Source organism: Ruixingdingia sedimenti (assembly GCF_031432425.1).
GTDB lineage: Bacteria > Pseudomonadota > Alphaproteobacteria > Rhodobacterales > Rhodobacteraceae > Ruixingdingia > Ruixingdingia sedimenti.
Genome location: NZ_JAVKPH010000022.1, coordinates 32,764 through 54,737, shown reverse-complemented (window position 1 = coordinate 54,737; position 21,974 = coordinate 32,764). Strand labels below are relative to the sequence as shown.

Below are 21,974 nucleotides of genomic sequence, written 5' to 3'. Positions count from 1 at the left end.
CCTCAGATATGGCGGGCCAGGCCGCCCGACACGTCGAGCTGGGCACCGGTGATGTAGCTGGCGGCTCTGGAGCCGAGAAAGGCGATGGCGGCGGCGGCCTCTGCCGGGTCGCCGAGACGGCCGAGCGGAATGCCCTTCTTCGCCGCCAGGTTGCCGTACCATTCGGCGCGGCTCTGGCTCTGGTCCTCGCGTTCGGCGAAGCGGCGGGTCCACTGGCCCGATTCCACGAGGCCGAGCAGGACCGAATTCACCCGCACCTCGGGCGCGAATTCGACGCTCAGGGACTTGAGCAGGTTCTGCACCCCCGCCCGCGCCGAAGAGGTGCAGACCATGTGCGGTTCGGGCTGATAGGCGAGAAGCGAGTTGACGGCGACGATGGCGCCGCGGCTTTGGCGCAGGGACGGCAGGAAAGCGCGGATCGGATGGATCTGGCTGAACAGCTTCAGGTCGTATTCCGCGCGCCAGTCGTCGTCGCCGGTATCCGCGAAGGTGGACACCCGGCCCTGCCCCGCGTTGTTGACCAGCAGGTCGCAGCCGCCGAACCGCGCCGCCACCTCGGCGGCGAAGGCGCCCACGGCATCGCGGTCGAGCACCGACAGCGCGCGGGCGAACACCCGGTCCTCGCCATGGTCGCGGGTCAGCAGATGGGCCACATCCTGCAACCGCCCCTCGTTGCGGGCGCAGAAGGCGACCTTCGCCCCCTGGTCCAGCAGCAACCGCACGGTGGCCAGCCCGATGCCGGAAGAACCGCCGGTGACGACCGCGACCTTTCCCCGATAGCCGTAGTCCATCACTTCGCCCTCAGTTCGGGAAAGCCCGGGTCGGGCCGGCCCTGCATCACCGCGCGCTGCGCCGGGGTGGGCGGGCCCGCCGTCATCCAGCGGTCCATCGCCTCGGGGTCGGTGCGCGACCAGACCTTCGGTTCGTGCGTCGCCTCGTCGATCTGCTGCAATTCGGACGTGAACTCGATCACGAAACCCGAGGGCGAGACGAAATAGGCGAAGGGGTTGTTGCCGGGGCCGTGGCGGCCGGGGCCCCAGGTGGGGACATGGCCCTTCTGCCGCATCCGGCCGATGCCGCGCATGAATTCGTCCAGCGTCGGCATCTCGAAGGCGACATGGTTGACCGAAGGGTAATTGCCGCGCACCAGCGCGATGGAATGGTGGTCGGAATTGCAGCGCAGAAAGACCATCTGGTCGGCCGAATAATCCGAGGTGCGGAACCCCAGGACATCCTCGTAGAACTTCTGCACCCCCTCCAGATCGGGGGTGTTCAGCACGACATGGCTGACCTTGCGGGGCTTGGCCCAATCGTTCTGGTCCTCGACCCTGCGGCCCTCGGTGCGGAACCGCAGGCGGCGGTCGTCGGGGTCGAGCATCTCGAACCCGTAGCCGCCCACCCAGTCGTCGAACGGCCCCGGAGCGGAAACCGGCCGGTGGCCGCGGGCGATGATCTGGGCATGCAGCGCATCCATCGCGGCGCGGTCGGGCATGGCGAAATGGACATATTCGATGCCGAACACGGGGCCGTCCTTGAGGCCGTAGAGGAAGGGTTCCGTCCCCGTGCCGCGCAACAGCGCGAGGCCGTCCTCGGCATGGGACAGGCTGAGGCCCCACATATCCTCGTAGAAGGGCAGTGTGGCGCTGACGCCGGGGCCGCGCATCATGATGCCGCGCAGCGATCCGACACGGACGGTCTCGGTCATGTCGCTTGCTCCTTTTTCCCGGTTCCGGTGTCCGGCGTTGCAGGGCGGGCCAGCACCTCGGCAAAGGCGAGGGGGGCCTGGGTGTAAAGCGCGTGCCCCGTGGCGGGCACCTCGATCAGCGGCCCGCGGTGGGCGGGCGGAATGGCGGCGTGCAGGCGGCGCGCGCCCTCTGGCGGGGTGACGGCATCCTCGGCGCCGGTGACGACCTCTGTGGGCACCGCAAGGCGGGCCGCGTCCTCGACCAGCCGGCCGGCGGCCAGCATGCGCACCGCCTGCGCATAGCCGGGGTTGCGGACGCAGGCCATGCCCGTTTCCACCGCGGCGACCAGCGCGGGGTTCGCCGCCGCCCCGCAGATCAGCGCCGGGGCGCGGGCGCGGGCGAAGGCGGCGGGGCCGAGCCGCGCGAGATCGTCGATCCGCCCCTGCGCCGCGGGCGGCAGCGGCGCACCCGGCGCAATCCCGTGGCCGAGCGCGGGCGAGGCGAGCACCAGCCGCGCCACCCGCCCCGGATGGGCCAGCGCGAAGGCCCCGGCCATCAGCGCGCCGAGCGAATGACCCGCCAGCACCACCCGCCCGAGGCCGAGCCGGTCGAGCCACCCCGCCAGCGCCCCGGCATAATCGGCGGCCAGCGGCCAGTCCGAACCGAGCGGCGCCGATCCGCCATAGCCGGGTGCGTTCCAGGCCAGCACGCGCCAGTCCGCCGGCAACAGCGGCAGGAGGCCCGCGAAGGATGTGGCGTTCGATCCGATGCCGTGCAGCAGGACCAGCGCCGGGCCGCTGCCGGGCCGCTCGCGGTAGTCGATACCGGCGGAGATATGGGCGGTGAACATGCGCGACCTCAGGTAAAGACGAAGCCGTTGTTGACCGGCAGAACCTGCCCCGTGAGGGTCAGCGCCCCCGCGGTCAGCAGGAAGGCGATGGTGTCCACGATCTCGGCCGGGGTCTGGGGGCCGGGCACGGCGCGGCCTTCGGCATAGTGGCGGTGCCGCGCCTCGGGGACGTATTCGGTCGAGGGCGTGGTCAGGATGCCCGGCGCCACCGCCGTCACCCCCACCCGGTCGGGGCCAAGCTCGCGGGCGAGCGAACGGGTCATGGCGATCACCGCCCCCTTGGAGGCGACATAGGACAAAAGCCGCGGCGCCCCCCAGATCGCGGTATCCGAGGCGATGTTGACCACCCGCCCCGAACCGGAGGCCCGCAACAGCGGCGCCGCGGCGCGGGTCATCAGCCAGGTGCCGCGGACATTGACCTGCATCACCCGGTCCCAGCTGTCGATCTCGATCCCGTCGAAGGGAACGCCGCCGATGCCGGTGGCGACGGCGCCGTTGTTGACCAGCCCGTGCAGCCTGCCCCCCGCCGCCCGGCCCGCCGCATCCGCCAGCGCGGCGATCGACCCGGGCTCGGCCAGGTCCACCGGGACGAATTCCGCCCCGAGCGCCCGCGCCGTCGCCCGGCCCGCGTCCTCGTCGATATCGGCGAGGATCAGGGCCGCGCCATGGGCGGAAAGGCCGCGGGCGATCTCGGCCCCAAGGCCGCGCGCGGCGCCCGTCACCAGAATGTTGCGGCCCGTCAGCATCACTCTGCCGCCTGCGCGCGGGCGAGTTCGGCCTCGATCTGCGACTTGGCGGCCCGCGTCAGGATCTGGCGGATGCGGCTGACGCCGATGTCGTGCTGATAGAGCATCTCGCGCTTGCGGGCATCGTCGGGCATGCCTTCCAGCATCACGCGGTCCTGTTCCAGAACGTTCCAGTGGTTCTGTTCCAGCTTCGCCCGGTAGAGAAAGCGCCAGCTGTCGCGGGCAAAGCCCGACACCTCGCGCATGCGCCAGAAAAAGACCTTGCAGCTGCGTTCGTCGATGGGCAGCACGAAGCCAATGATGCGCATGAACCCGCCCGGACCCGCCGCCGGCGGATAGGGAATGTCGAGGAAGCAGAACATGTTGCCCGCGTGGACCTCGAATTCCGACCAGTCGAAGTTCTCGCCCGCCTGCCCCACGCGGCTGATGTGGAAGCCGTGTTCGGTCTTGTCCAGCTTCATCAGATCCTGCTTGGACCCGTAGGCGAGCGTGAAGCTTTCCGAATGCAGGTAGCAGCCGTGCATCGGGTCGGCGAGGTTGTCGAGCGCATAGCGGTAGTTGGTTTCCCAGACCGAGGTGCACAGGAACCCCGTCCAGGCGTCGGACCGCAGTTCCCTCGGCATCACCAGTTCCGGCGCCTTCGGCTGTTCGACCGAGGGGAAATAGACGAAAACCGCGTCGTTCGATTCCGTCACCTCGAAGGAAGTCAGCGCCTTGCGGCCCTCCAGCGCGCATTCGGGCATCGCCGGCACCCGGACCACCACGCCCTCGCCATCGACGACGACGCCGTGGTAGCGGCAGCCGATATTGCCCTCGTGGATCTCGCCATAGGACAGCGGCGCGCCGCGGTGGGGGCAGAAATCCTCGATGCAGCGGATCTTGCCCGATCCGTCGCGCCACAGCACGAGCTTCTGCCCGAGCGCCTTGACGCCGTGCGGCCGGGTGCCTTTCACCTCGACCGACTTGGCGACGGGATACCATTGGCCCAGAAGGCCGGTGTTCACGCGTTCTTCGATCAGCGTTTTCTTGTCGATGGCTGTCATGGCTGTCCTCCGGGCGTCACGTCGGTCCTGGAATGGCGGGGCGCGCACGCACGGGCGCCCCGCTGCGGTGTCAGGCGGCGGCCGGTTTCTTGTCGCGCTTGAGCTTGGAAACCGGGTGGTCTTCGGGATAGGTCGGCGTGACCGGCTTGGGGTTGCCGATGATGACGCACATCAGCGCCTCCTCGATGCCCTCGTTGCGCAGACCGCGATAGACCCCGGGCGGCACCGATACCATGTCGCGTTCGGTCAGGACGGTTTCCACCACCTGGCCCTTGTGTTCGATGAAGAAGCGGACCTTGTGGCCCTTGAGGATGAAGAACACCTCTTCGGCGTCGCGGTGGATGTGCAGCGGGCCCTCGCAGCCGGCGGGCAGGACCATCGTCGAGAAGGTGAAATGTTCCGAGGGGATCACGTTCTCGTCGTCGGTCACGCCGGTCGCGCCGGTGCCGATGTAGCGCATCTGCGCGCGGCGGTAGATCGGGTCGTAGTCGGCCTGGAATTTCAGCGCGTCCCAGTCGAGCGTGCGGGTGGCATAGCGGGCGGTCCGGCTTTCGATCCAGTCGCCCAGGGACTTGCCCTCGGGGATCACGACATCATCGGGTTCGATCGAGGGGAATTTCATCGGTGCGGCAGACATGATGCCTCCTCAGTTGCTTGGGATGGGAAGGAAGGCTCAGTACTGGGCCTTCGGCAGGTAATGCAGCAGGCGGGTTTCGGCCCGGACCAGCGCGGAATAGAGCAGGAAGCCGATGACGGTCAGCAGGATGATCGCGTTGAACACCATCGCCGCATTCGCCTGCCCGCCGCCGTAGGAGATCAGGAAGCCGAGGCCGGTGTTGCCGCCGACAAGCTCGCCCACCGTGACGCCGATCACCGCGAGGGTAGAGGCGATGCGCAGCCCCGCCATCAGGTTCGGCAGGGTCGAGGGCATCTCGACCTTGCGGAAGATCCCCCAACGCGACAGGTTGTAGGCGCGGGCGAGGTTCACCAGGTCGCGGTCCACCGTGCGCATGGCCTGCAACACGTTGACCAGCACCGGGAAGAACACGATCAGCACCGTGACCAGCAGCTTGGGCATCGCATTGTAGCCGAACCACATGATGAACAGCGGCGCGAAGGCGACCTTGGGCGCGATCTGGAGCGCGAGGATATAGGGCGAGAGCACCTCTTCCCAGAACCTCGACATGCCCAGAAGATAGCCCAGCACCGCCCCCAGCGCGCTGCCGATGGCAAAGCCCAGCACCGTATAGAGCGCGGTCGAGGCGGTATGGCGCAGCAGGCCCTCGCTGCGCCACATGCGGCCGAATTCGGCGATGCTGTCCGAAAGCGTCGGGATGATGTATTTCGGCACCCCGAAATAGGTGGGCAGCACCTGCCAGGCGGCCAGCACCACGACAAGCAGCGCGAGGCTCGCATAAAGCGCGGTGCGCGGCGCGCGCACCTTCGCCCTCGCGGGCGCCCCGGCGGGCGCCGTGGTGGTGGCGCTGCTCATCGGGCGAACTCGTTGGTATAGAGGTCCTCGACCGGCACGGCGGTCTGGACGATGCCCTGCTGAATGTAGAAATCCTGCACCGCCTTGATCCGCGCGGGATCGAAGGTGCCCAGCGGCTGGCCTTCCGCCGCGGGATAGACCTTTTCGGCATAGGCGGTCAGGATCGCCTCCACCTCGGCCTCCTTGCCGGCATGCTGCGGCACGGCGGCGACGAAATCCTTCGCGGCCTGCGCCGGATCGGCCTGGATGTCGGCCACGCCGCGCAGGACCGCCTTGACGAAGCCGCCGACCACTTCGGGACGTTCGGCGATGGACCTGTCCGAGGCGATGATCGCCTGCGCCATCGCCGGAAAGACGGTATCGACCGGAACCTGTTCGACCTCGACGCCCGCACCCTGCACGGCCGCGATCCATTCCGGCACGCCCGACATCGCGTCGAGCTGGCCCGCGATCATCAGCTGGATGATGCCGCCCGGCCCGACCGCCTGGATATTGGCGTCGTCCTTGCCGAGCCCGACCGAGGCCAGCACGCCCAGCAGGTTGTAATAGGTGGTATCCTGGAACGCGAGCACGCCCACCGACTTGCCCTTGAAACCCTCGGGCCCGGTGATGCCGCTGTCCTTGCGCCAGGCCAGCTGCGTCAGCCCGCGCCCGCCCAGCAGGGCCACGCCGCGCACCTCGAGGCCGTTGGCCCGCACGATGATCGACGTGTCGCCGATGCCGCCGCCCAGATCGGCGTTGCCGGCGGCGACCTGGGTCGCGACATCCGCCCCGCCCTTGCCGACGCGGAAGGTGACGTCGAGCCCGGCCTCGTCGAAATAGCCCTTGGCCTTGGCAAGCTGGAACGGCGCGAAGGCGGGCAGGAAATCCGGCGCGGGGAAGAGATAGGTGACCTCCTCGGCCGCCCGGGCCGAAACCGCGCCGAAGGCGAAGGCGGCGGCAGCGGCGGTGATCAGGAACATGCGCTTCATGTCGTCGTGGTCCCCCTGTTGGGATGGCTGTCGTCAGATGGCTTTTTCTTCTAGTTTCAGGTGCCGGAAGATCTGGCCGGCGTATTCGCCCACCTCGGGCATCACCCGGCGCCGCAGCGGATGGGCGCGGTCGGGCAGATCCACCTTGATCTCCGCGATGATCGAGCCGGGCCGCTCTGACAGCACCAGGATGCGGTCCGACATCAGCACCGCCTCGGCGAGGTCGTGGGTGATCAGAAGCGTCGTCTTGCCGCTTTCGGCGATGGTCGTGGCGAAGCTGTCCTGCAACAGCAGCTTGGTCTGGGCGTCGAGCGCGGAAAACGGCTCGTCCAGCAGGATGATCTCCGGATCGACGGCGAGGGTGCGGGCCAGCGCCGCGCGCTGCCGCATGCCGCCCGACAGCTGGTAGGGATAATGGTTCTCGAACCCCGCCAGATGGCAGCGCTGAAGTTCCCTCATCGCCCGTTCGCGGCGCGGGCCCTTGGGAACGCCGCGCGCCTCGAGCCCGAATTCGACATTGCCCACGATATTGCGCCAGGGCAGCAGCAGATCCTTCTGCAGCATGAAGCCCACATGGTCGTTGGGCCCCGTCACCCTTTCCTCGCTGACCAGCACCTCGCCCGCCGTCGGCTGGTAAAGCCCCGCGGTCATCGACAGGAGCGTGGATTTGCCGCAGCCGGAAGGGCCGACCACCGACACGAATTCCCCCTCGTTCACCTTGAAGGTGACGTCGCGGATCGCGGTCAGATCCCACCCGGAATTGGTGGCGAACTGCTTGGTGACGCCGCGGAACTCAAGCGCCATAGCCGTGCTCGGCGTAAGCCGCGTCGAGATCGGCGTTGATCGCGGCCAGTTCTTCGGCCAGCAGCGCGCCGGTCCAGTCGGTGCGGCCCGACAGGGGCGCGACGATCCCTTGCGCGGCCAGCGCGGCGGCCACGGCGGCAGGATCGTGCGTGCCGGTGCGGTAGACCTCCATCAGCGCCTCGGCCAGCGCCGATTCGCGGGGATGAAGCGCGCGCCCGCGGCATTGATGGGCAAGCGCCGGGCGGCTGGTGTCGCGCGCACGCTCGGAAAGCCTGTCCTTGAAAGCATCCATTCCCATCGCCCCCCTGTGTGTTCTTTATTGAACGTTCTGTTCATATTTAATCTACCGCCAATCGGACATGAGTCAACAGGAATCTGACCCCGCCCGGGGCGGGCCGGGCGGATGCGCGGAAAAAAGGGTCAGAGCGCCGGCCGCCGGGCGGCGCGGCGCCCGGCCAGAAGATCCATGCGAAAGCCGAGGGTCACGCCCAGATCCGTGCCCTCGTAGGCGGCGACCGAGGACCGGCGCCTTTCGGCGTAGCCGCCGATTTCCACCCTGCCCAAGGGCAGGGTCAGCCGCAGCCGCGTCACCCGGTCCTCGCGCGGGATGCCGAAGAAGGCGCCGCCGCCGGTCGCCTCGCGGCTGGCCGAAAGGCCGATGCGCCGCCCCGCGACCTGCCCGGCCCAGCCGATCCCGAAGGCGTGCAGCACGGTGTTCCGCCCGGCCACGGCCCCGCCCCGCATCGCATGCAGGGTCCACAGGCCCTTGCCCGCCGTCAGCGTGGCCAACGAGATCTGGATCACCGTTCGCTGGCCGCCGTCGATGGCCTCCCGCCCCGGCGAGAGGGTCAGCCGATGGTGGCCGAACCGGCTGGCAAAGACCATGCGGGGGCCGAGCGTCGCGGTCGCGCCCCGGCTGATGGCGAGGCTGTCGTTTTCCCACCGGGTCTGGATGCAGGCGTCGATCCAGGTCCAGCGCGCGGCGGGCTGTTCGGCGCAGGCGCGCAACGACAGGTCCAGCCGGTGGAACCCATGGGCGGGCTCCGCCTCGGCCGTCAGGCTGCCCGCCACCGTCAGCCGCGCGCCGGGCGCATAGGTGAAGGTCCGCCAGCGCGTATGGCGCAGCCCCATCAGCACGGCATCCTTCGCCCGCGCCGCCGCGCTGACGGTGAATTCCAGCCCGCCGATGGTGAAACTGTCCGCGGGAATGCCGTCGTTCACATTGGCCGCATGGCGCAGCACCGGCACCAGCGACTGGCCCCGCGACAGCGCCCGCACCCTGCCGCGGGCGGCCGGGTCGTGCAGGAAACCCTGTTCGCGCAACAGCGCATGGCCGAGGGGCGACACCTGCCCCCCGGCCTGGCCGAGCGTGAAAAGCGCAAGGTCGGGCAACCCCTCGTCCAGCGCGAGGCCCGCGTCCTGACCCTGCGCCGCCAAGGGCAGCCACAGCGCCAGCGCAAGCCCCGCCAGACGGCGGCGCAGGTCAGTCCCGGTCACGGACCCCCCGGAAGACCACGCCGAGCCCGCCCGCCGTGCTGGTCGCCGTGCCGGTGCCGGCCAGCGCATCGGCCCCGGCGCCGAGGAAATCGCCGCCGATCGTGCCGCTGACCGTGCCGGGCGCCGACGCCGGCCCGGTAAGGCGGCCGTCGATATTGGCGCTGAAACCCGATCCGGCGATCTGCCCGCCGCTCAGCCGCAGCGCGCCGTACACTTCGCGGCCGTCGCTGGTGTTGAAGTCGTCCAGTTCGCCGCTGATCGTGCCGCGGGCGAAATCGGCGCGCAGATCCAGTTCCCCGATCATGTCCGCCGCCGCCAGCGATTCGGGGGCGGCGCCGAAGGCCATGCCGACGATCCCGTCGTATTCGGCCCAACCCTGCGCGGGCATCGCCCCCGCCGGGGTCGGGTCCAGCCCGTCGGTGAGGGTGACGAGCCCCGCCCCGCGCGCGGAATCCGCGGCATATTCCGCCGCCGGATTGTCGGAACCGCCGCCCATGCAGGCGGACAGCGCGGTGACGGAAACCAGGACGATGAGGGGTTTGAAAACGGTCATCTGGGGTCTTTCCTTGCAGGGCATCGGGGGTTCAGTCGTCCGCGCGTTCGCTGAGCACCTCGCCGGTGGCGGCCTCGACGATGGCCTCGATCCGGGCGCCCTGGGGCGTGATCGCCTCGATGTCATGGGTGCGCCCGTCGTCCTCGGCGCTGCGCACGACATAGCCGCGGCTTTCGAAATCGAGCACCGTGGCCGACAGGGGGCGGACCGGCTTTTGCTGGGCCAGCAGCGGCGAGGCGAGGCAGATCAGCGTCAGGCTGACGGGCAGGATACGGATCATGGTCGATACTCCTTCCAAATGCGGTGCGCCCTTGTCGCATCCCGGCCCTGACAGCGGCCTGACGGCATTTGTCAGCGAAATGTCAGCGCCGCCGTGATACCGCTCGCCCATGATCCGACCGGCCCGCCTTCTTTTCTGTCTGGCCTGCGCGGCGGCGGCGCTGCCGGGCCCCGCACCCGCGCAGGACGCGCCCCCGCCGATGCCGCCGGTGGAATTCGAGGACGGGCTCGACGCCGGTTTCGCCCGCGCCGCCGTCCTGCGGGGCGAGATCCTGCCGCTGGACCAGGTGCTGAAGGTGCTGCGCGAGCATGTCGCGGGCGAATTGATCGAGATGCAGCTTGAGATGGAGGACGGCGTTCTGATCTATGAGTTCGATCTCGTCTCGCCCGAGGGCCGCCTGTTCGAGGTCGAGATCGACGCCGCCACCGGGCGGCTGTTGCAGATCGAGGAAGACGAGGATGACTGATCGCCGCAGGGCGGGGGCGCGATGCGCTGCCTGATCGTCGAGGACGACCCCCGCATCGCCGCCGATCTGGCCGGCGCGCTGACCCGCGCGGGGTTCCGCACCGAACAGGTGGCGGACGGCGAGGCCGCGTGGTTCCGCGGCGGCACCGAGGATTACGACCTCGTGATCCTCGACCTCGGCCTGCCGCGGCTGGACGGGCTGAGCGTGCTGAAACGCTGGCGCGCCGAGGGGCGGGCCATGCCGGTTCTGATCCTGACCGCGCGGGGCAGCTGGAACGAGCGGGTCGAGGGCATCGACGCCGGCGCCGACGACTACCTGCCCAAGCCCTTCCGCATGGAGGAACTGGTCGCCCGCGCCCGGGCGCTGATCCGGCGCGCCTCGGGCCGGATCAACCCGGTGCAGACGCTGGACCGGCTGGTGCTCGACCTCAACCGGCAGGTCGCCTCGGTGGACGGGCGGATGCTGAACCTGACGCCGCTGGAACTGCGGGTGCTGGTCTATCTGGCCCATGCGGGCGACCGGGTGGTGACGCCCACCGAACTGCTGGAACATCTCTACGGCGACGAGGACGCGCGCGAGGCCAACGCGCTGGAGGCGGTGATCGCCCGGCTGCGGCGCAAGACCGGCCCCGGCATCATCGGCACGCGGCGCGGCTTCGGCTATTATCTGGACTGCGCGCGGTGAGGGAGGGCGGCAGTTCGATCCGCCTGCGGCTGATGCTGGCGGCGCTGGCGGCCATCGTGCCGGTGCTGGCGCTGGCGGCGCTCGGGCTGACGCTTCTGTTCGAACGCCAGGCGATCCGGCTGGCCACGCAGGAACTGGAAACGCGCGCCAATGTGCTGATCGCGGGCTTCACCAGCGGCGCGCCCCCCGCCGCCCCGCCGGAAACCGCGGGCGGCGATCCCAGCTATCGGCAGCCCTATTCGGGCCAGTACTGGCAGATCGGGATGGGCGGGCGGACATGGCGGTCGCGCTCGCTCTGGGACCAGATCCTCGACATTCCCGAAACCCCGCCGCAGGGCGCGGCGGTCAGGATCGTGCCGGCCCCCGGCCCGGACGGGCAACAGCTGCTCATCCTCGACCGCGTGGTTCTGGTCGGCCCGGGGGATGCGCCGGTCAGGATCACCGTCGCCACCAGCCTCGCGCGGTTCGACGAGGCGCGCGGGCTTTTCGTGCGCGACGTGCTGCCGTTTCTGGTGGCGCTCGGCCTGTTCCTGATCCTCGCCTCCATCGCGCAGGTGGCCATCGGGCTGCGGACCTTCGCCCGCATCGGCCGCGACATCGAGGCGCTGGAAAGCGGGCGGCGCGACCGGCTGGGCCGCGACATGCCGCGCGAGGTGCGCGCGCTGGCCGTCGCCATCGACCGCCTGCTGGACGACCGCGACCGCCGCGTCGCCCGCGCCCGCAACCGCGCCGCCGATCTGGCCCATACGCTGAAAACCCCGATGCAGGCCCTGCTGGGGGTGACGGCGGGCCTGCGTGCGCGGGGCGAGGCAGAGGCCGCGGGCGCAATCGAGGACATCGTGGGCGCGATCGGCGGCCAGCTCGACCGCGAACTGGGCCGCGCCCGGATCGGCGCCGAGGGCACGGCGGGGATCGCCGCGGTGGTCGGCAAGATCGCCGCCGTCCTGCGCCGCACCGCCCGGGGCGACGCAATCGCGATAGAGATCGAGGTGCCCGGCGACCTGATGGCGGCCATCGACCCCCACGACCTGACAGAGGCCGTGGGCAGCCTGGCCGAAAACGCCATGCGCCATGCGCGGACGCGGGTCCGTTTCCGCGCCGGGGCAGAGGGCGCGCGGGTCCGGCTGGCGATAGAGGACGACGGCCCCGGCGTGCCCGAGGATCTGATCGACGCGGTGGCGCGGCGCGGGGTGCGGCTGGATGCGGGCGGGACGGGGCTTGGCCTTGCGCTGGCGCAGGACATCATGGATGCCGCCGGCGGGGATCTGCGGCTGGCCAACCTGAACCCCGGCTTCTGCGCGACGCTGGACCTGCCGCGGCGGTAGCCGGGCGGCCGCTACCGGCCCGCCCTGCCCCGTTCAGGCCGCGCGGCGGGCCGCGAACATCGGCCCGCCGCGCCAGCGCGGAAAGCCATAGCCGTGGATCTTCACCAGATCGATGTCGGCGGGCTGCCGGGCGATGCCCTCGGCAAGGATCGCCTCCCCCTCTGCCGCCATTTCGGCCACGAGGCGGCCGGCGATGGCGGCGCGGTCCATCGGTGCGCCCGGCGCGATCTGCCCGGCCAGCAACCCGGCCACCGTGGCCGAGGGCTGCGGCCTGCGGTCGCCCGGGGCATAGTCGTACCAGCCGCCGCCGGTCTTCTGCCCCTTGCGGCCCGCGCGCACGAGGATGTCGCCAAGCGTTTCGGGCACGCCCTGCCCCGCCGCCCGCGCGCCCTCGCGTTGCAGGAAGGCGATGTCGAGCCCGCCCAGATCCTGCGCCTCGAACGGCCCCATGGCGAAGCCGTAGCCGCGCATGGCGGCGTCGATCTCGGCAATCGCGACACCTTGGCGGACCAGCGCCTCGGCCGCCGCGCGATAGCGTTTCAGGATGCGGTTGCCGATGAACCCCTCGCAGATGCCCGCCTGCACCGGGATCTTGCCCAGGGCGCGGGCAAGGGCAAAGCCGGTGGCGAGCGTTTCGGGCGCGGTGCCGGGAGTCGGCACGATTTCCAGCAGTTTCATCACATTGGCGGGGCTGAAGAAATGCAGCCCGATGAAGCGGCCGGGGTTCGTCAGCCCCCCGGCGATCGCCTGCGGGTCCAGATAAGAGGTGTTGGTGGCCAGCACCGCGTCGGGGCGGCAGACCCGGCCCAGTTCGGCAAAGACGGCGCGTTTCACGCCGATCTCCTCGAACACCGCCTCGATCACCAGATCGGCATCGGCCAACGCGGCGTAGTCGGTGCTGGCGGTGACGCCCGCCATCCGCGCCGCGGCCTGCGCCTCGGTCAACCGGCCGCGTTTTACCCCGCCGTCGAAGATCGCGCGCAGGTTGGCAAGGCCGCGATCCACCGCCGCCGCATCGCGTTCGATCAGCACCACCGGCAGACCCGCGTCGCGCAGCGCCGCCGCAATCCCCGCGCCCATGGTGCCGCCGCCGACCACCCCGGCGCGGCGCAGCGGCAGGGGGGCCACATCCTTCAGATGCGCGGGCCGGGGCGCGGCGCGTTCGGCAAAGAACACATGCCGCAGCGCCGCCGCCTGTTCCGAGGCGCGCAGGTCAAGGAAAGTCTCGCGTTCGAAGGCCATGGCCTCGGCAAAGGGCGCCTCGGCGGCCTTGCGCAGGCAGGCCAGCGCGCGCAGGGGCGCGGCCTCGCCACGCGCGCGTTTCGCGATGGCGGCTTCCTGTTCGGCCCAGAAGGCGGGCGCCACCGGCGTGACGGCGCGCTGCGATACCGGCGGGGGCAGCGGTTTCGCCAGCGCCGCGCGGGCGAAATCCGCGGCCCCCGCCCGCAGGTCGCCCGTCACCACGGCATCGACAAGCCCCATGGCCTGCGCCTTGCCGGCCTTCACCGGGCGGCCCGTGGTCACAAGATCCACCGCCGCCGCAACCCCGGCAAGGCGGGGCGTGCGCACGGTGCCGGATGCGCCCGGCACGACGCCCAATGTCACCTCGGGCAGGCCGATCGCGGCCGTATCCAGCGCCACGCGGAAACGGCAGCCCATCGCCACCTCGAACCCGCCGCCGAGGGCCGATCCGTGGATGGCCGCGACCCATGGCTTCGCCGCGCCCTCGATCCGGTCCACCAGATCGGGCAGGTAGGGCCGCTGCGGCGGCGTGCCGAATTCGGTCACATCGGCCCCGGCGATGAAGGTGCGCCCGGCGCAGACCAGCACCACCGCCCGCACCGCCGGATCGGCGTCGAGCGCGGCCACCGCATCCCACAGCCCCTGACGCAGCGCCTGCCCCAGGGCGTTCACCGGCGGGTTGTCCACGGTGACGACGGCGATATCGCCCTCGCGGGCGATGGTGACGACGGCGGTTGCGGCGGACATGTCAGATCCCCAGATAGGCTTCGCGGATGCGCGGGTCGGCGATCAGATCCTCTGCCGCGCCCTGCATGATGATGCGGCCGGTTTCCATCACATAGCCGCGGTCGGCGATCTTCAGCGCGCCGAAGGCGTTCTGTTCCACCAGCAGCACGGTGACATCCAGCGCCTTCAGCCCCTTCACCACGTCGAAGATCTGGGACACGATGATCGGCGCCAGCCCCATCGAGGGCTCGTCCAGCAGCAGGCAGGACGGCCGCCCCATCAGCGCCCGCGCCATGGCCAGCATCTGTTGCTGCCCGCCCGACAGGCCCCCGGCGGGCAGGTTGCGCTTTTGCCTGAGGATCGGGAACATCTGGAAGGCGTCTTCCATGTCCTTTTCCACCCGGTCGTCGGAAAACAGGAACGCGCCGAGGCGCAGGTTTTCCTCCACCGTCAGGTTGGTGAAGATCTGCCGCCCCTCGGGCGATTGCGCCAGCCCCCGGCGCAGCCGCTTGTAGGCGGGAACGGGGGTCAGCGCCTCGCCCCGGAAGGTGATGGTGCCGCCGGTCACGGGCTGCACCCCCGACAGACAGCGCAGAAGCGTGGTCTTGCCCGCGCCATTGGCGCCCACCACGGTGACGATCTCGCCGGAATCCACCCGCAGGTCGATCCCGTGCAGCACCTCGATACGCCCGTAGCGCGAACGCAGCCCCTCAACCGTCAGCATTTTCGGCCCCCAGATAGGCGGCGATCACCGCCGGGTTGCGGCTGACCGTGGCCGGATCGCCCTCGGCGATCTTCTCGCCATGGTCCAGCACCACGATATGGTTGGACACCCGCATCACCATCTTCATGTCATGCTCGACCAGAAGGATGGCGACGCCGGAGGCCGCGACCTCGGCGATCAGGTGGTCGATTTCCTCCGTTTCCACCGCGTTGCAGCCGGCGGCGGGTTCGTCCAGCAGCAGGATCTTGGGGTTCAGCGCCAGCGCGCGGGCGATTTCCAGCCGCTTGAGCGACCCGTAGGACAGGTTCCCCGCCTCGCGTTCCGCCGCGCGTTCAAGGCCGACCCGGGCCAGCAGCCTGCGCGCCCCTTCCTCGGACGCGCGCGCCCGGCGGCGCGACGACGGCAGGCCCAGAAGATCGGCCAGCACCGGGCCGCGTTCGGTCAGGTGATAGCCGGTGACGGCATTTTCCAGCACCGTCATCGACTGGAAGATCTGGAGGTTCTGGAACGTCCGGCTCATCCCCCGGCGGGCCAGCAGATGCGGGGCCATGGCCGTCACCTCCTCGCCCATCAGCTTCACCTTGCCCATGCCGGGCAGGTAGACGCCCGAGATCATGTTGAACAGCGTCGTCTTGCCCGCGCCGTTCGGCCCGATGACCGACACGATCTCGCCCGGCCTCACGGTGAAACTGACATCGTTGACCGCCTTCAACCCGCCGAAGGCGATGCCCAGCCCCTCGACCGACAGCAATGCTTCCCTGGCTTCGCGCGTCATTCGCCCGTCCCCCGCAGCCTGCGCAGGATCGAGGGCAGAAGCCCCTCGCGCAGGAAGATCATCACCACCATCATCACCAGACCCAGAACCAGCTGTTCGTATTCGGCAAAGACCGTCAGCACCTGCGGCAAGAGCGTCAGGATGCCCGCCCCGAAGATCGCGCCCAGCACGGAACCGACACCCCCGAGGACGGCCATCGTCACCATCTCGATCGAATGCATGAAGCCCGCGACATCCGGCGTGATGAACTTGTTCTGCAACGCCAGCAGCGAACCCGAAACCGAGGCATAGACGGCAGAGATCACGAAGGCCTGCAGCTTCATCCGCGCCACATCGACGCCCACGGTGCGCGCCGCGACCTCGGACCCGTGCAACGCCCGCAGCGCCCGCCCGGTGGGGCTGCCGTAAAGGTTCAGCGCCAGCCAGGCGCCGAGGATCAGGGCGAGGCCGCAGAAGAAATACCAGAACTCGCCATTCGTCAGGTCGAGCCCCCAGTCCTTGAGCACCCCGCGCAGGCCCAGTTCGGGCACCTCGATACCGTCGGGGCCGCGCGTCAGTTCCCGTTCGTTGTTCAGCACCATCGACACAAGGATGCCGAAGCCGAGCGTGGCGACGCCGAGGTAATAGCCCTTCAGCCGCAGGATCGGCCGGCCCACCAGAAAGGCCAGCACGGCGGAAATCGCCCCGCCCAGCACCACCGCCAGCGCCGGATGCAGGCCCAGATGCACCGGGGCCAGCGCGCAGGCATAGGCGCCGATCCCGGCGAAACCGGCATGGCCGAGGCTGATCTGCCCGGCATAGCCGGTCAGGATCACGATCCCGGTCACGGCGATGCCGTTGACGAAGATCAGCGCGCCCACGCGGTAGTAATAGCCCGAGGGAAAGAAGAACGGCGAAACGGCCACCAGCAGGGCCAGCACCAGAAGCGTCGCGGTTTTCGCGGAAAGTTTCATGGCGTCACACCCGATCCGTCGACTTGCGGCCGAAAAGCCCCTGCGGCATGAAGAACAGGACCAGCAGGATCACGATGAAGGCCACCGCATCCTTGTACTGCGAGGACAGGTAGCCCGCCGTCAGCGCCTCGATCAGCCCGATCAGGAAACCGCCCGCCAGCGCACCCTTGGGGTTGCCCATGCCGCCCAGCATCGCCCCCGCAAAGCCCTTGAGCGCGAAACCGATGCCGACGCTGTAGGCCGTCAGCGTGATCGGCGTGGCCAGCACCCCCGCCAGCGCGCCGATCCCGGCGGAAAGCGCAAAGGACAGCGTCATCACGAAATTGGTGTTGATCCCCACCAGCTGCGCCGCCAGCCGGTTGTTGGATGTCGCCAGCACCGCCCGGCCCAGCAGCGTTTTCGTGAAGAACACCCACAACCCGACGAACACCGCCAGCGCGCCGCCGATCACCCACAGGCTCTGCGGCAGGATCGTGGCACCCCCGATGCGCAGCGGCGCATCGCCGGAAAAGGCCGGAAAGCTGTGGATCTGCTTGTCGAACACCAGCTGCGCCGCGCCCTGGATGAAGATCGAGGCGCCGATGGTGATGATGATCAGCGACACCACCGGCGCGCCGCGCGCGGGCTCGATCGCCAGCTTGTTCATCGCCACGCCGAGCGCCGCCGTCGCCACGATGGCGATCACCGCGGCCAGCGGCAGCGGCAGGCCCGCCGCATGGGCGAACCAGGTGATCATGCCGCCCAGCATGACGAATTCGCCCTGCGCGAAGTTCACCACGTCGGAGGCGTTGTAGATGATGGTGAAGCCAAGGGCGACCAGCGCATAGACCGCGCCGACCGTCACCCCCGAAAAGAGGAATTGCAGAAGTTCCGACATGGGGCCTCCGGGCTCGGGATGCGGGACTTTATCAGGCGTGAAAGGCGGCGGGGCCGCAAAAAGGCCCCCGCCCGTTCCGGGCAGGGGCCGAAGGCCGTCCGGTCAGTCGACCAGCGTCCACTTGCCGCCCTTGATTTCCAGCATGCGGAAGGCCGACAGGTCGAGGCCCAGATGGTCCTCGGGGCTGAAGGTGTAGATCCCGGTGGTGCCGGCAAGGCCCGCCGTCGCCTCGATCGCATCGCGGATCGCGGCCGGTTCGGCCGACCCCGCGCGCGCGATCGCGTCGGTCATGATCAGGAAGGCGTCATGCGCATAGCCGCCGAAGGTGCCGACCGGCGTGCCGGTCTTGGCCTCGAACGCCGCCTTGTAGGCGGTGACGACCGGCCGTTGCGCGTCGTCCTCGGCCAGAAGGTCGGCCACCAGCAGCGCGGTGCCCGGCAGGCGCACGCCCTCTGCCGCATCGGCGCCGGCCAGTTCGATGAACCCGTCGGAGGCCACGCCATGCGACTGGTAAAGCGGCAGGCCGATGTCGAGTTGCTTGTAGTTGCGCGTCACGATCGACGGGCCCTGACCGAAGCCGGGGTTCAGCACCGCCTGCACGCCGCCCGCGTTCTTGATCTTGGTCAGCTGCGCCGTCATGTCGGCGTCCTTGGGATCGTAGGTTTCATCCGCCACGATCTCGATGCCGTAATCGCCCACCACGTCCTTGCACTGCGCCTGCATCGACGCGCCGAAACCGTCGGTGCCGGAAATCATGCCGATCTTGGTGTAGCCCTGTTTCTGCATGTCCTCGAAGATCTTCTGGCAGGCCATGCGGTCGGTGTGCGGGGTCTTGAACGTATGGGGCTTGACCGGGCTGATGATGTCGATGGCGCCTGCCAGCGAGATGAAGGGAACCCCCGCATCCTCTGCCACCGCCAGGATCGACATCGACGTGCCGGTGGTGGTGCCGCCGATGATCGCCACCACTTCGTCATCCTCGACCAGACGGGTGGCGAAGGTGCGGGCCTTGTTGGGATCGCCGTTGTCGTCATAGAGCACCAGCGCGATCTTCTCGCCGTTGATGCCGCCCGCGGCGTTCAGGTCCGCCACCAGCATTTCCAGCGTCTTCGCCTCGGGGTCGCCCAGAAAGGCGGCCGGGCCGGTGGCAGAGATGCTGGCGCCCAGCTTGATATCGGCCAGCGCGGCCTGCGTCAGCCCGAAGGCGGCCAGCAGGCCGAGGGCGGTCGTGGTCAGGGTCTTTTTCATGTGGTCTCCTCCCAGAGAACGGTTGCAGTATCAGGCCGCCGCCGGCCGCCGCCACATCGCGCGGCGGAAACGGGTGGCGACAAAGGCGGTATCGGTCAGGCTGGCGTTGCCGGCCGGATTGGCGCCGGTGACGTGGAAATCGCTGAAGGCGGCCGACTGGTTGACGAAGATGTTGCCGGTCAGGTTGATCGACAGGTTCACCCCCGCCCGGGCAAAGGCCGCCACGGCACGGGCAATGCGCGCCTCGTCGGTGTCGTGAAGTGCCGCGGTGATCGCCCCCTTGCGCGCGGCAAGACCGGCGGCGAGCGCGATGCCCGCGTCGGCGTCCTTGGTGGCGACAAGGAAGGCCACCGGGCCGAAACATTCCGCCTCGGCCGCCGGATCGCCCGCATCGACCGCCAGCAGCAGCGGCGAGGCCGTGCGCCCCTCGCCCACCGGCGCGCTGTCGCGGATCACCCGGCCCATGGCGCGCGCCGCCGCGACCCGCGCCTGCGTGGCCGGATTGGCGATGGCACCGCAGATGCCCGCCGCGCGCGCCGGATCGGCCAGAAGCGCGTCGATCGCCCCGGCGATGCCCTGCGCCACATCGTCAAAGCTCTTGTGGCCCTGATCGGTCTCGATCCCGCCTTCGGGGATGTAGAGGTTCTGCGGCGCGGTGCACATCTGCCCGGAATAGAGCGACAGCGAAAAGGCGAGGTTCGCGCACATGCCGGCGAAATCATCGGTCGCGGCGATGGTGACGGTGTTCACCCCGGCCTCTTCGGTAAAGACCTGCGCCTGGCGGGCGTTCGCACGCAGCCAGCCGCCGAAGGCGGTGGATCCGGTATAGTCGATCAGCCGCACCGCCGGATCGGTCGCCAGATCCTTGGTGATCTCGGCCCCGGGCGCATCCACCGCCAGCAGCACCGCATCGGCGGGCAGCCCCGCCTCGGCCAGCACTTCGCGCGCGATCCGCACGGTCAGCGCCAGCGGCAGGATGGCGGCGGGATGCGGCTTGACGATCACCGGATTGCCGGTGGCGAGGCTGGCGAAGATGCCGGGATAGGAATTCCACGTCGGGAAGGTATTGCAACCGATGGTCAGCGCCACCCCCGCCGGGACCAGCGTCCAGTGCTTTTCCATCACGATGGGCGCGGCCTTGCCCTGCGGCTTTTCCCAGACGGCTTGCCGCGCAAAGCGGGTCATCTCGTCCCAGGCCATCGCCACAGCCTCCAGCCCGCGGTCCTGCGCATGCGGGCCCCCGGCCTGAAACGCCATGGCGAAGGCCTGGCCGGTGGTGTGCATCGTGGCGTGGCCCAGAAGAAAGCTGATCCGGTTCAGCCGGGTCAGGATCTCCATGCACACCCCCACCCGGGCCTCGGGCGTGGCGGCGGCCAGCGCGGGCGCGGCGGCCTGCGCGGCGGCGATCAGCGCGGGGACATCGGCGGCGGGATAGGTGATTCCCGGCACCGGCCCGAAGGGCGACGCCTCGGCCCCCAGACGGCGCGATTCGGGATGGCCGGGCAGGTCGAAAGGCCGGCCCTGCATCGCGGCGAAGGCGGCCTCGCCCTCTTCCCTCGCGGATTCGCCATAGAATTTTCCGCTAGGAACCTCAGGGAAAGGCGTCCAGAATCCGCGGGCGCGCAGGGCCTCTACCGCAGCCTCCAGCATCGGCCGATGACGGTCGAAGAATTCGGTCATGAGTATCCTCCCGGCCGGTTCTCGTCCGGCTCGGCTTTATCATTGACCGGCCGGTCGGTTTATGCAACAAGAATCTGCGAGGCCCCCGCGAATTCGGGGGACAGGGAGAAGATCCATGCACGAAACCGTCCTTTCGGCCCTCGCCGATGGCGTCCTGACGCTGACGCTGAACCGCCCCGACAAGCTGAACTCGTTCAACGACGACATGCACCGCGCGCTGCGGGCGGGCCTGGAACGCGCGCATGACGACGCCGGGGTGCGGGCGGTGCTGCTGACCGGCACCGGGCGCGGCTTTTGCGCCGGGCAGGATCTGGGCGACCGCGACCCGGCCAAGGGCGCCCCGCCCCCCGATCTGGGCCGGACGCTGGAAACCTTCTACAACCCCAACCTGCGGCTGATCCGCAGCCTGGAAAAGCCGGTGGTCTGCGCGGTGAACGGCGTCGCCGCCGGGGCGGGCGCCAATATCGCGCTGGCCTGCGACATCGTTCTGGCGGCGAAATCGGCAAAGTTCATCCAGGCTTTCGCCAAAATCGGCCTGATCCCCGACGCCGGCGGCAGCTGGAGCCTGCCGCGCCTCGTGGGCGAGGCGCGCGCCAAGGCGCTGACCCTGACCGCCGAACCCCTGCCCGCCGAAAAGGCCGCCGACTGGGGCCTGATCTGGAAGGCGGTCGAGGATGCCGACCTGATGGATCAGGCGACCGCGCTCGCCCGCAGCCTTGCCGCCGGGCCGACGCTCGGCCTTGGGCTGACCAAGCGGCTGATCCAGGCCGCCGCGACCAACAGCCTCGACGAACAGCTGGACATGGAACGCGACTGCCAGCAGGCCGCCGGGCGCAGCGCCGATTATGCCGAAGGCGTCGCCGCCTTTCTGGAAAAACGGCCCGCGACCTTCCAGGGGAAGTGAGATGAGCCCCCAGGAACTCGCCGAAGCCTGCGCCGCCGCGCTGTGGAACGACGACAGCGCCTCGCAGCGCCTCGGCATGGTGCTCGACCGCATCGCGCCGGGGACGGCGGTGCTGACCATGACCGTGACCGACCAGATGACCAACGGCCACGGCACCGCGCATGGCGGCTATATCTTCACGCTGGCCGACAGCGCCTTCGCCTTCGCCTGCAACACCGTCGACCAGCGGTCGGTGGGCCAGCAGGCGGCGATCACCTATATTGCGCCCGCCTTCAAGGGCGACCGGCTGACCGCCGCCGGGCGCGAGGTATCGCGCAAGGGGCGCAGCGGGGTGTATGACGTGACCGTCACCAACCAGAAGGGCGAGGTCATCGCCGAATTCCGCGGCCATTCGCGCACCGTCAAGGGAACCCTGCTCGGCGCCTGAGACGCCGGCACCGCCATCCGAG

Annotated in this window: 25 protein-coding genes; 5 read left to right on the top strand and 20 right to left on the bottom strand. The window is 69.6% G+C overall.

Going from position 1 to position 21,974, the window contains the following annotated elements; all coding sequences use genetic code 11:
- Window positions 1-2: 2 nt before the first annotated feature.
- The 13 genes from RGD00_RS16415 to RGD00_RS16355 all read right to left on the bottom strand — a co-directional run bounded on the left by RGD00_RS16415 (window position 3) and on the right by RGD00_RS16355 (window position 9,921).
- The gene (locus RGD00_RS16415; RefSeq protein ID WP_310458373.1) at window positions 3-791 is read right to left on the bottom strand and encodes an SDR family oxidoreductase; all 789 of its coding nucleotides are present in this window, start codon (window positions 789-791) and stop codon (window positions 3-5) included.
- A complete protein-coding gene (locus tag RGD00_RS16410) occupies window positions 791-1,705 on the bottom strand; it encodes a VOC family protein (RefSeq protein WP_310458372.1) in 915 nt (304 codons plus the stop codon). The genes RGD00_RS16415 and RGD00_RS16410 overlap by 1 nt, the downstream gene beginning before the upstream one ends.
- Window positions 1,702-2,535 (bottom strand): alpha/beta fold hydrolase, encoded by an 834-nt coding sequence (locus tag RGD00_RS16405; RefSeq protein ID WP_310458371.1) that lies wholly within the window; start codon window positions 2,533-2,535, stop codon window positions 1,702-1,704. The genes RGD00_RS16410 and RGD00_RS16405 overlap by 4 nt, the downstream gene beginning before the upstream one ends.
- A gap of 8 nt (window positions 2,536-2,543) precedes the next feature.
- Window positions 2,544-3,281: an SDR family oxidoreductase gene (locus RGD00_RS16400; protein ID WP_310458370.1), complete on the bottom strand. Its 738-nt coding sequence runs from the start codon at window positions 3,279-3,281 to the stop codon at window positions 2,544-2,546.
- Entirely contained in the window at window positions 3,281-4,324 is a 1,044-nt protein-coding gene (locus RGD00_RS16395; protein WP_310458369.1) for a Rieske 2Fe-2S domain-containing protein, read from the bottom strand. The genes RGD00_RS16400 and RGD00_RS16395 overlap by 1 nt, the downstream gene beginning before the upstream one ends.
- A gap of 70 nt (window positions 4,325-4,394) precedes the next feature.
- The gene (locus RGD00_RS16390) at window positions 4,395-4,961 is read right to left on the bottom strand and encodes a cupin domain-containing protein (RefSeq protein ID WP_310458368.1); all 567 of its coding nucleotides are present in this window, start codon (window positions 4,959-4,961) and stop codon (window positions 4,395-4,397) included.
- Window positions 4,962-4,997: 36 nt separating this feature from the next.
- Window positions 4,998-5,816, bottom strand: a complete 819-nt coding sequence (locus tag RGD00_RS16385) for an ABC transporter permease (RefSeq protein ID WP_310458367.1) — start codon at window positions 5,814-5,816, stop codon at window positions 4,998-5,000.
- Window positions 5,813-6,787: an ABC transporter substrate-binding protein gene (locus RGD00_RS16380; protein ID WP_310458366.1), complete on the bottom strand. Its 975-nt coding sequence runs from the start codon at window positions 6,785-6,787 to the stop codon at window positions 5,813-5,815. The genes RGD00_RS16385 and RGD00_RS16380 overlap by 4 nt, the downstream gene beginning before the upstream one ends.
- A 33-nt stretch (window positions 6,788-6,820) precedes the next feature.
- The gene (locus tag RGD00_RS16375) at window positions 6,821-7,591 is read right to left on the bottom strand and encodes an ABC transporter ATP-binding protein (RefSeq protein WP_310458365.1); all 771 of its coding nucleotides are present in this window, start codon (window positions 7,589-7,591) and stop codon (window positions 6,821-6,823) included.
- The gene (locus tag RGD00_RS16370) at window positions 7,581-7,889 is read right to left on the bottom strand and encodes a recombinase-like helix-turn-helix domain-containing protein (RefSeq protein ID WP_310458364.1); all 309 of its coding nucleotides are present in this window, start codon (window positions 7,887-7,889) and stop codon (window positions 7,581-7,583) included. Before RGD00_RS16370 ends, RGD00_RS16375 begins: the two co-directional genes overlap by 11 nt.
- 122 nt (window positions 7,890-8,011) lie before the next feature.
- Window positions 8,012-9,088 carry a hypothetical protein gene (locus RGD00_RS16365; protein WP_310458363.1) on the bottom strand — a complete coding sequence of 359 codons (1,077 nt, stop codon included), beginning with the start codon at window positions 9,086-9,088 and terminating at the stop codon, window positions 8,012-8,014.
- On the bottom strand, window positions 9,075-9,641 hold the full coding sequence (locus RGD00_RS16360) for a transferrin-binding protein-like solute binding protein (protein ID WP_310458362.1): 567 nt from the start codon (window positions 9,639-9,641) through the stop codon (window positions 9,075-9,077). The genes RGD00_RS16365 and RGD00_RS16360 overlap by 14 nt, the downstream gene beginning before the upstream one ends.
- Window positions 9,642-9,672: 31 nt before the next feature.
- A complete protein-coding gene (locus tag RGD00_RS16355; RefSeq protein ID WP_310458361.1) occupies window positions 9,673-9,921 on the bottom strand; it encodes a PepSY domain-containing protein in 249 nt (82 codons plus the stop codon).
- Between the two features lie 109 nt (window positions 9,922-10,030).
- Between RGD00_RS16355 and RGD00_RS16350 the strand changes: the two genes are divergently transcribed.
- From RGD00_RS16350 to RGD00_RS16340, 3 genes are read left to right on the top strand one after another with little or no spacing between them, the layout of a single operon-like run.
- Window positions 10,031-10,387, top strand: a complete 357-nt coding sequence (locus tag RGD00_RS16350; protein ID WP_310458360.1) for a PepSY domain-containing protein — start codon at window positions 10,031-10,033, stop codon at window positions 10,385-10,387.
- A 21-nt stretch (window positions 10,388-10,408) separates the two neighbouring features.
- The gene (locus tag RGD00_RS16345) at window positions 10,409-11,071 is read left to right on the top strand and encodes a response regulator transcription factor (RefSeq protein ID WP_310458359.1); all 663 of its coding nucleotides are present in this window, start codon (window positions 10,409-10,411) and stop codon (window positions 11,069-11,071) included.
- Entirely contained in the window at window positions 11,068-12,396 is a 1,329-nt protein-coding gene (locus tag RGD00_RS16340) for a sensor histidine kinase (protein WP_310458358.1), read from the top strand. Before RGD00_RS16345 ends, RGD00_RS16340 begins: the two co-directional genes overlap by 4 nt.
- A 33-nt stretch (window positions 12,397-12,429) precedes the next feature.
- Here the strand turns inward: RGD00_RS16340 and RGD00_RS16335 are convergent, their stop codons facing one another.
- The 7 genes from RGD00_RS16335 to paaN all read right to left on the bottom strand — a co-directional run bounded on the left by RGD00_RS16335 (window position 12,430) and on the right by paaN (window position 20,621).
- Window positions 12,430-14,385 carry a 3-hydroxyacyl-CoA dehydrogenase NAD-binding domain-containing protein gene (locus RGD00_RS16335; protein WP_310458357.1) on the bottom strand — a complete coding sequence of 652 codons (1,956 nt, stop codon included), beginning with the start codon at window positions 14,383-14,385 and terminating at the stop codon, window positions 12,430-12,432.
- 1 nt (window position 14,386) lies between these two features.
- Window positions 14,387-15,088: an ABC transporter ATP-binding protein gene (locus tag RGD00_RS16330; RefSeq protein ID WP_310458356.1), complete on the bottom strand. Its 702-nt coding sequence runs from the start codon at window positions 15,086-15,088 to the stop codon at window positions 14,387-14,389.
- Entirely contained in the window at window positions 15,075-15,863 is a 789-nt protein-coding gene (locus RGD00_RS16325) for an ABC transporter ATP-binding protein (RefSeq protein WP_310458355.1), read from the bottom strand. The genes RGD00_RS16330 and RGD00_RS16325 overlap by 14 nt, the downstream gene beginning before the upstream one ends.
- The gene (locus RGD00_RS16320; RefSeq protein ID WP_310458354.1) at window positions 15,860-16,816 is read right to left on the bottom strand and encodes a branched-chain amino acid ABC transporter permease; all 957 of its coding nucleotides are present in this window, start codon (window positions 16,814-16,816) and stop codon (window positions 15,860-15,862) included. Before RGD00_RS16320 ends, RGD00_RS16325 begins: the two co-directional genes overlap by 4 nt.
- Before the next feature lie 4 nt (window positions 16,817-16,820).
- Window positions 16,821-17,693, bottom strand: coding sequence for a branched-chain amino acid ABC transporter permease (locus RGD00_RS16315; protein WP_310458353.1), 873 nt, complete (start codon window positions 17,691-17,693; stop codon window positions 16,821-16,823).
- 102 nt (window positions 17,694-17,795) lie between these two features.
- Window positions 17,796-18,941, bottom strand: coding sequence for an ABC transporter substrate-binding protein (locus RGD00_RS16310; protein WP_310458352.1), 1,146 nt, complete (start codon window positions 18,939-18,941; stop codon window positions 17,796-17,798).
- A 30-nt stretch (window positions 18,942-18,971) separates the two neighbouring features.
- Window positions 18,972-20,621 (bottom strand): phenylacetic acid degradation protein PaaN, encoded by a 1,650-nt coding sequence (gene paaN, locus RGD00_RS16305; RefSeq protein WP_310458351.1) that lies wholly within the window; start codon window positions 20,619-20,621, stop codon window positions 18,972-18,974.
- Window positions 20,622-20,736: 115 nt separating this feature from the next.
- Here paaN and paaG point away from each other — a divergent pair, with 115 nt between their 5' ends.
- Together paaG and paaI are read left to right on the top strand one after the other, a co-directional pair.
- Entirely contained in the window at window positions 20,737-21,525 is a 789-nt protein-coding gene (paaG, locus tag RGD00_RS16300) for a 2-(1,2-epoxy-1,2-dihydrophenyl)acetyl-CoA isomerase PaaG (RefSeq protein WP_310458350.1), read from the top strand.
- Between the two features lies 1 nt (window position 21,526).
- A complete protein-coding gene (gene paaI / locus RGD00_RS16295; RefSeq protein WP_310458349.1) occupies window positions 21,527-21,952 on the top strand; it encodes a hydroxyphenylacetyl-CoA thioesterase PaaI in 426 nt (141 codons plus the stop codon).
- Window positions 21,953-21,974: the final 22 nt, after the last annotated feature.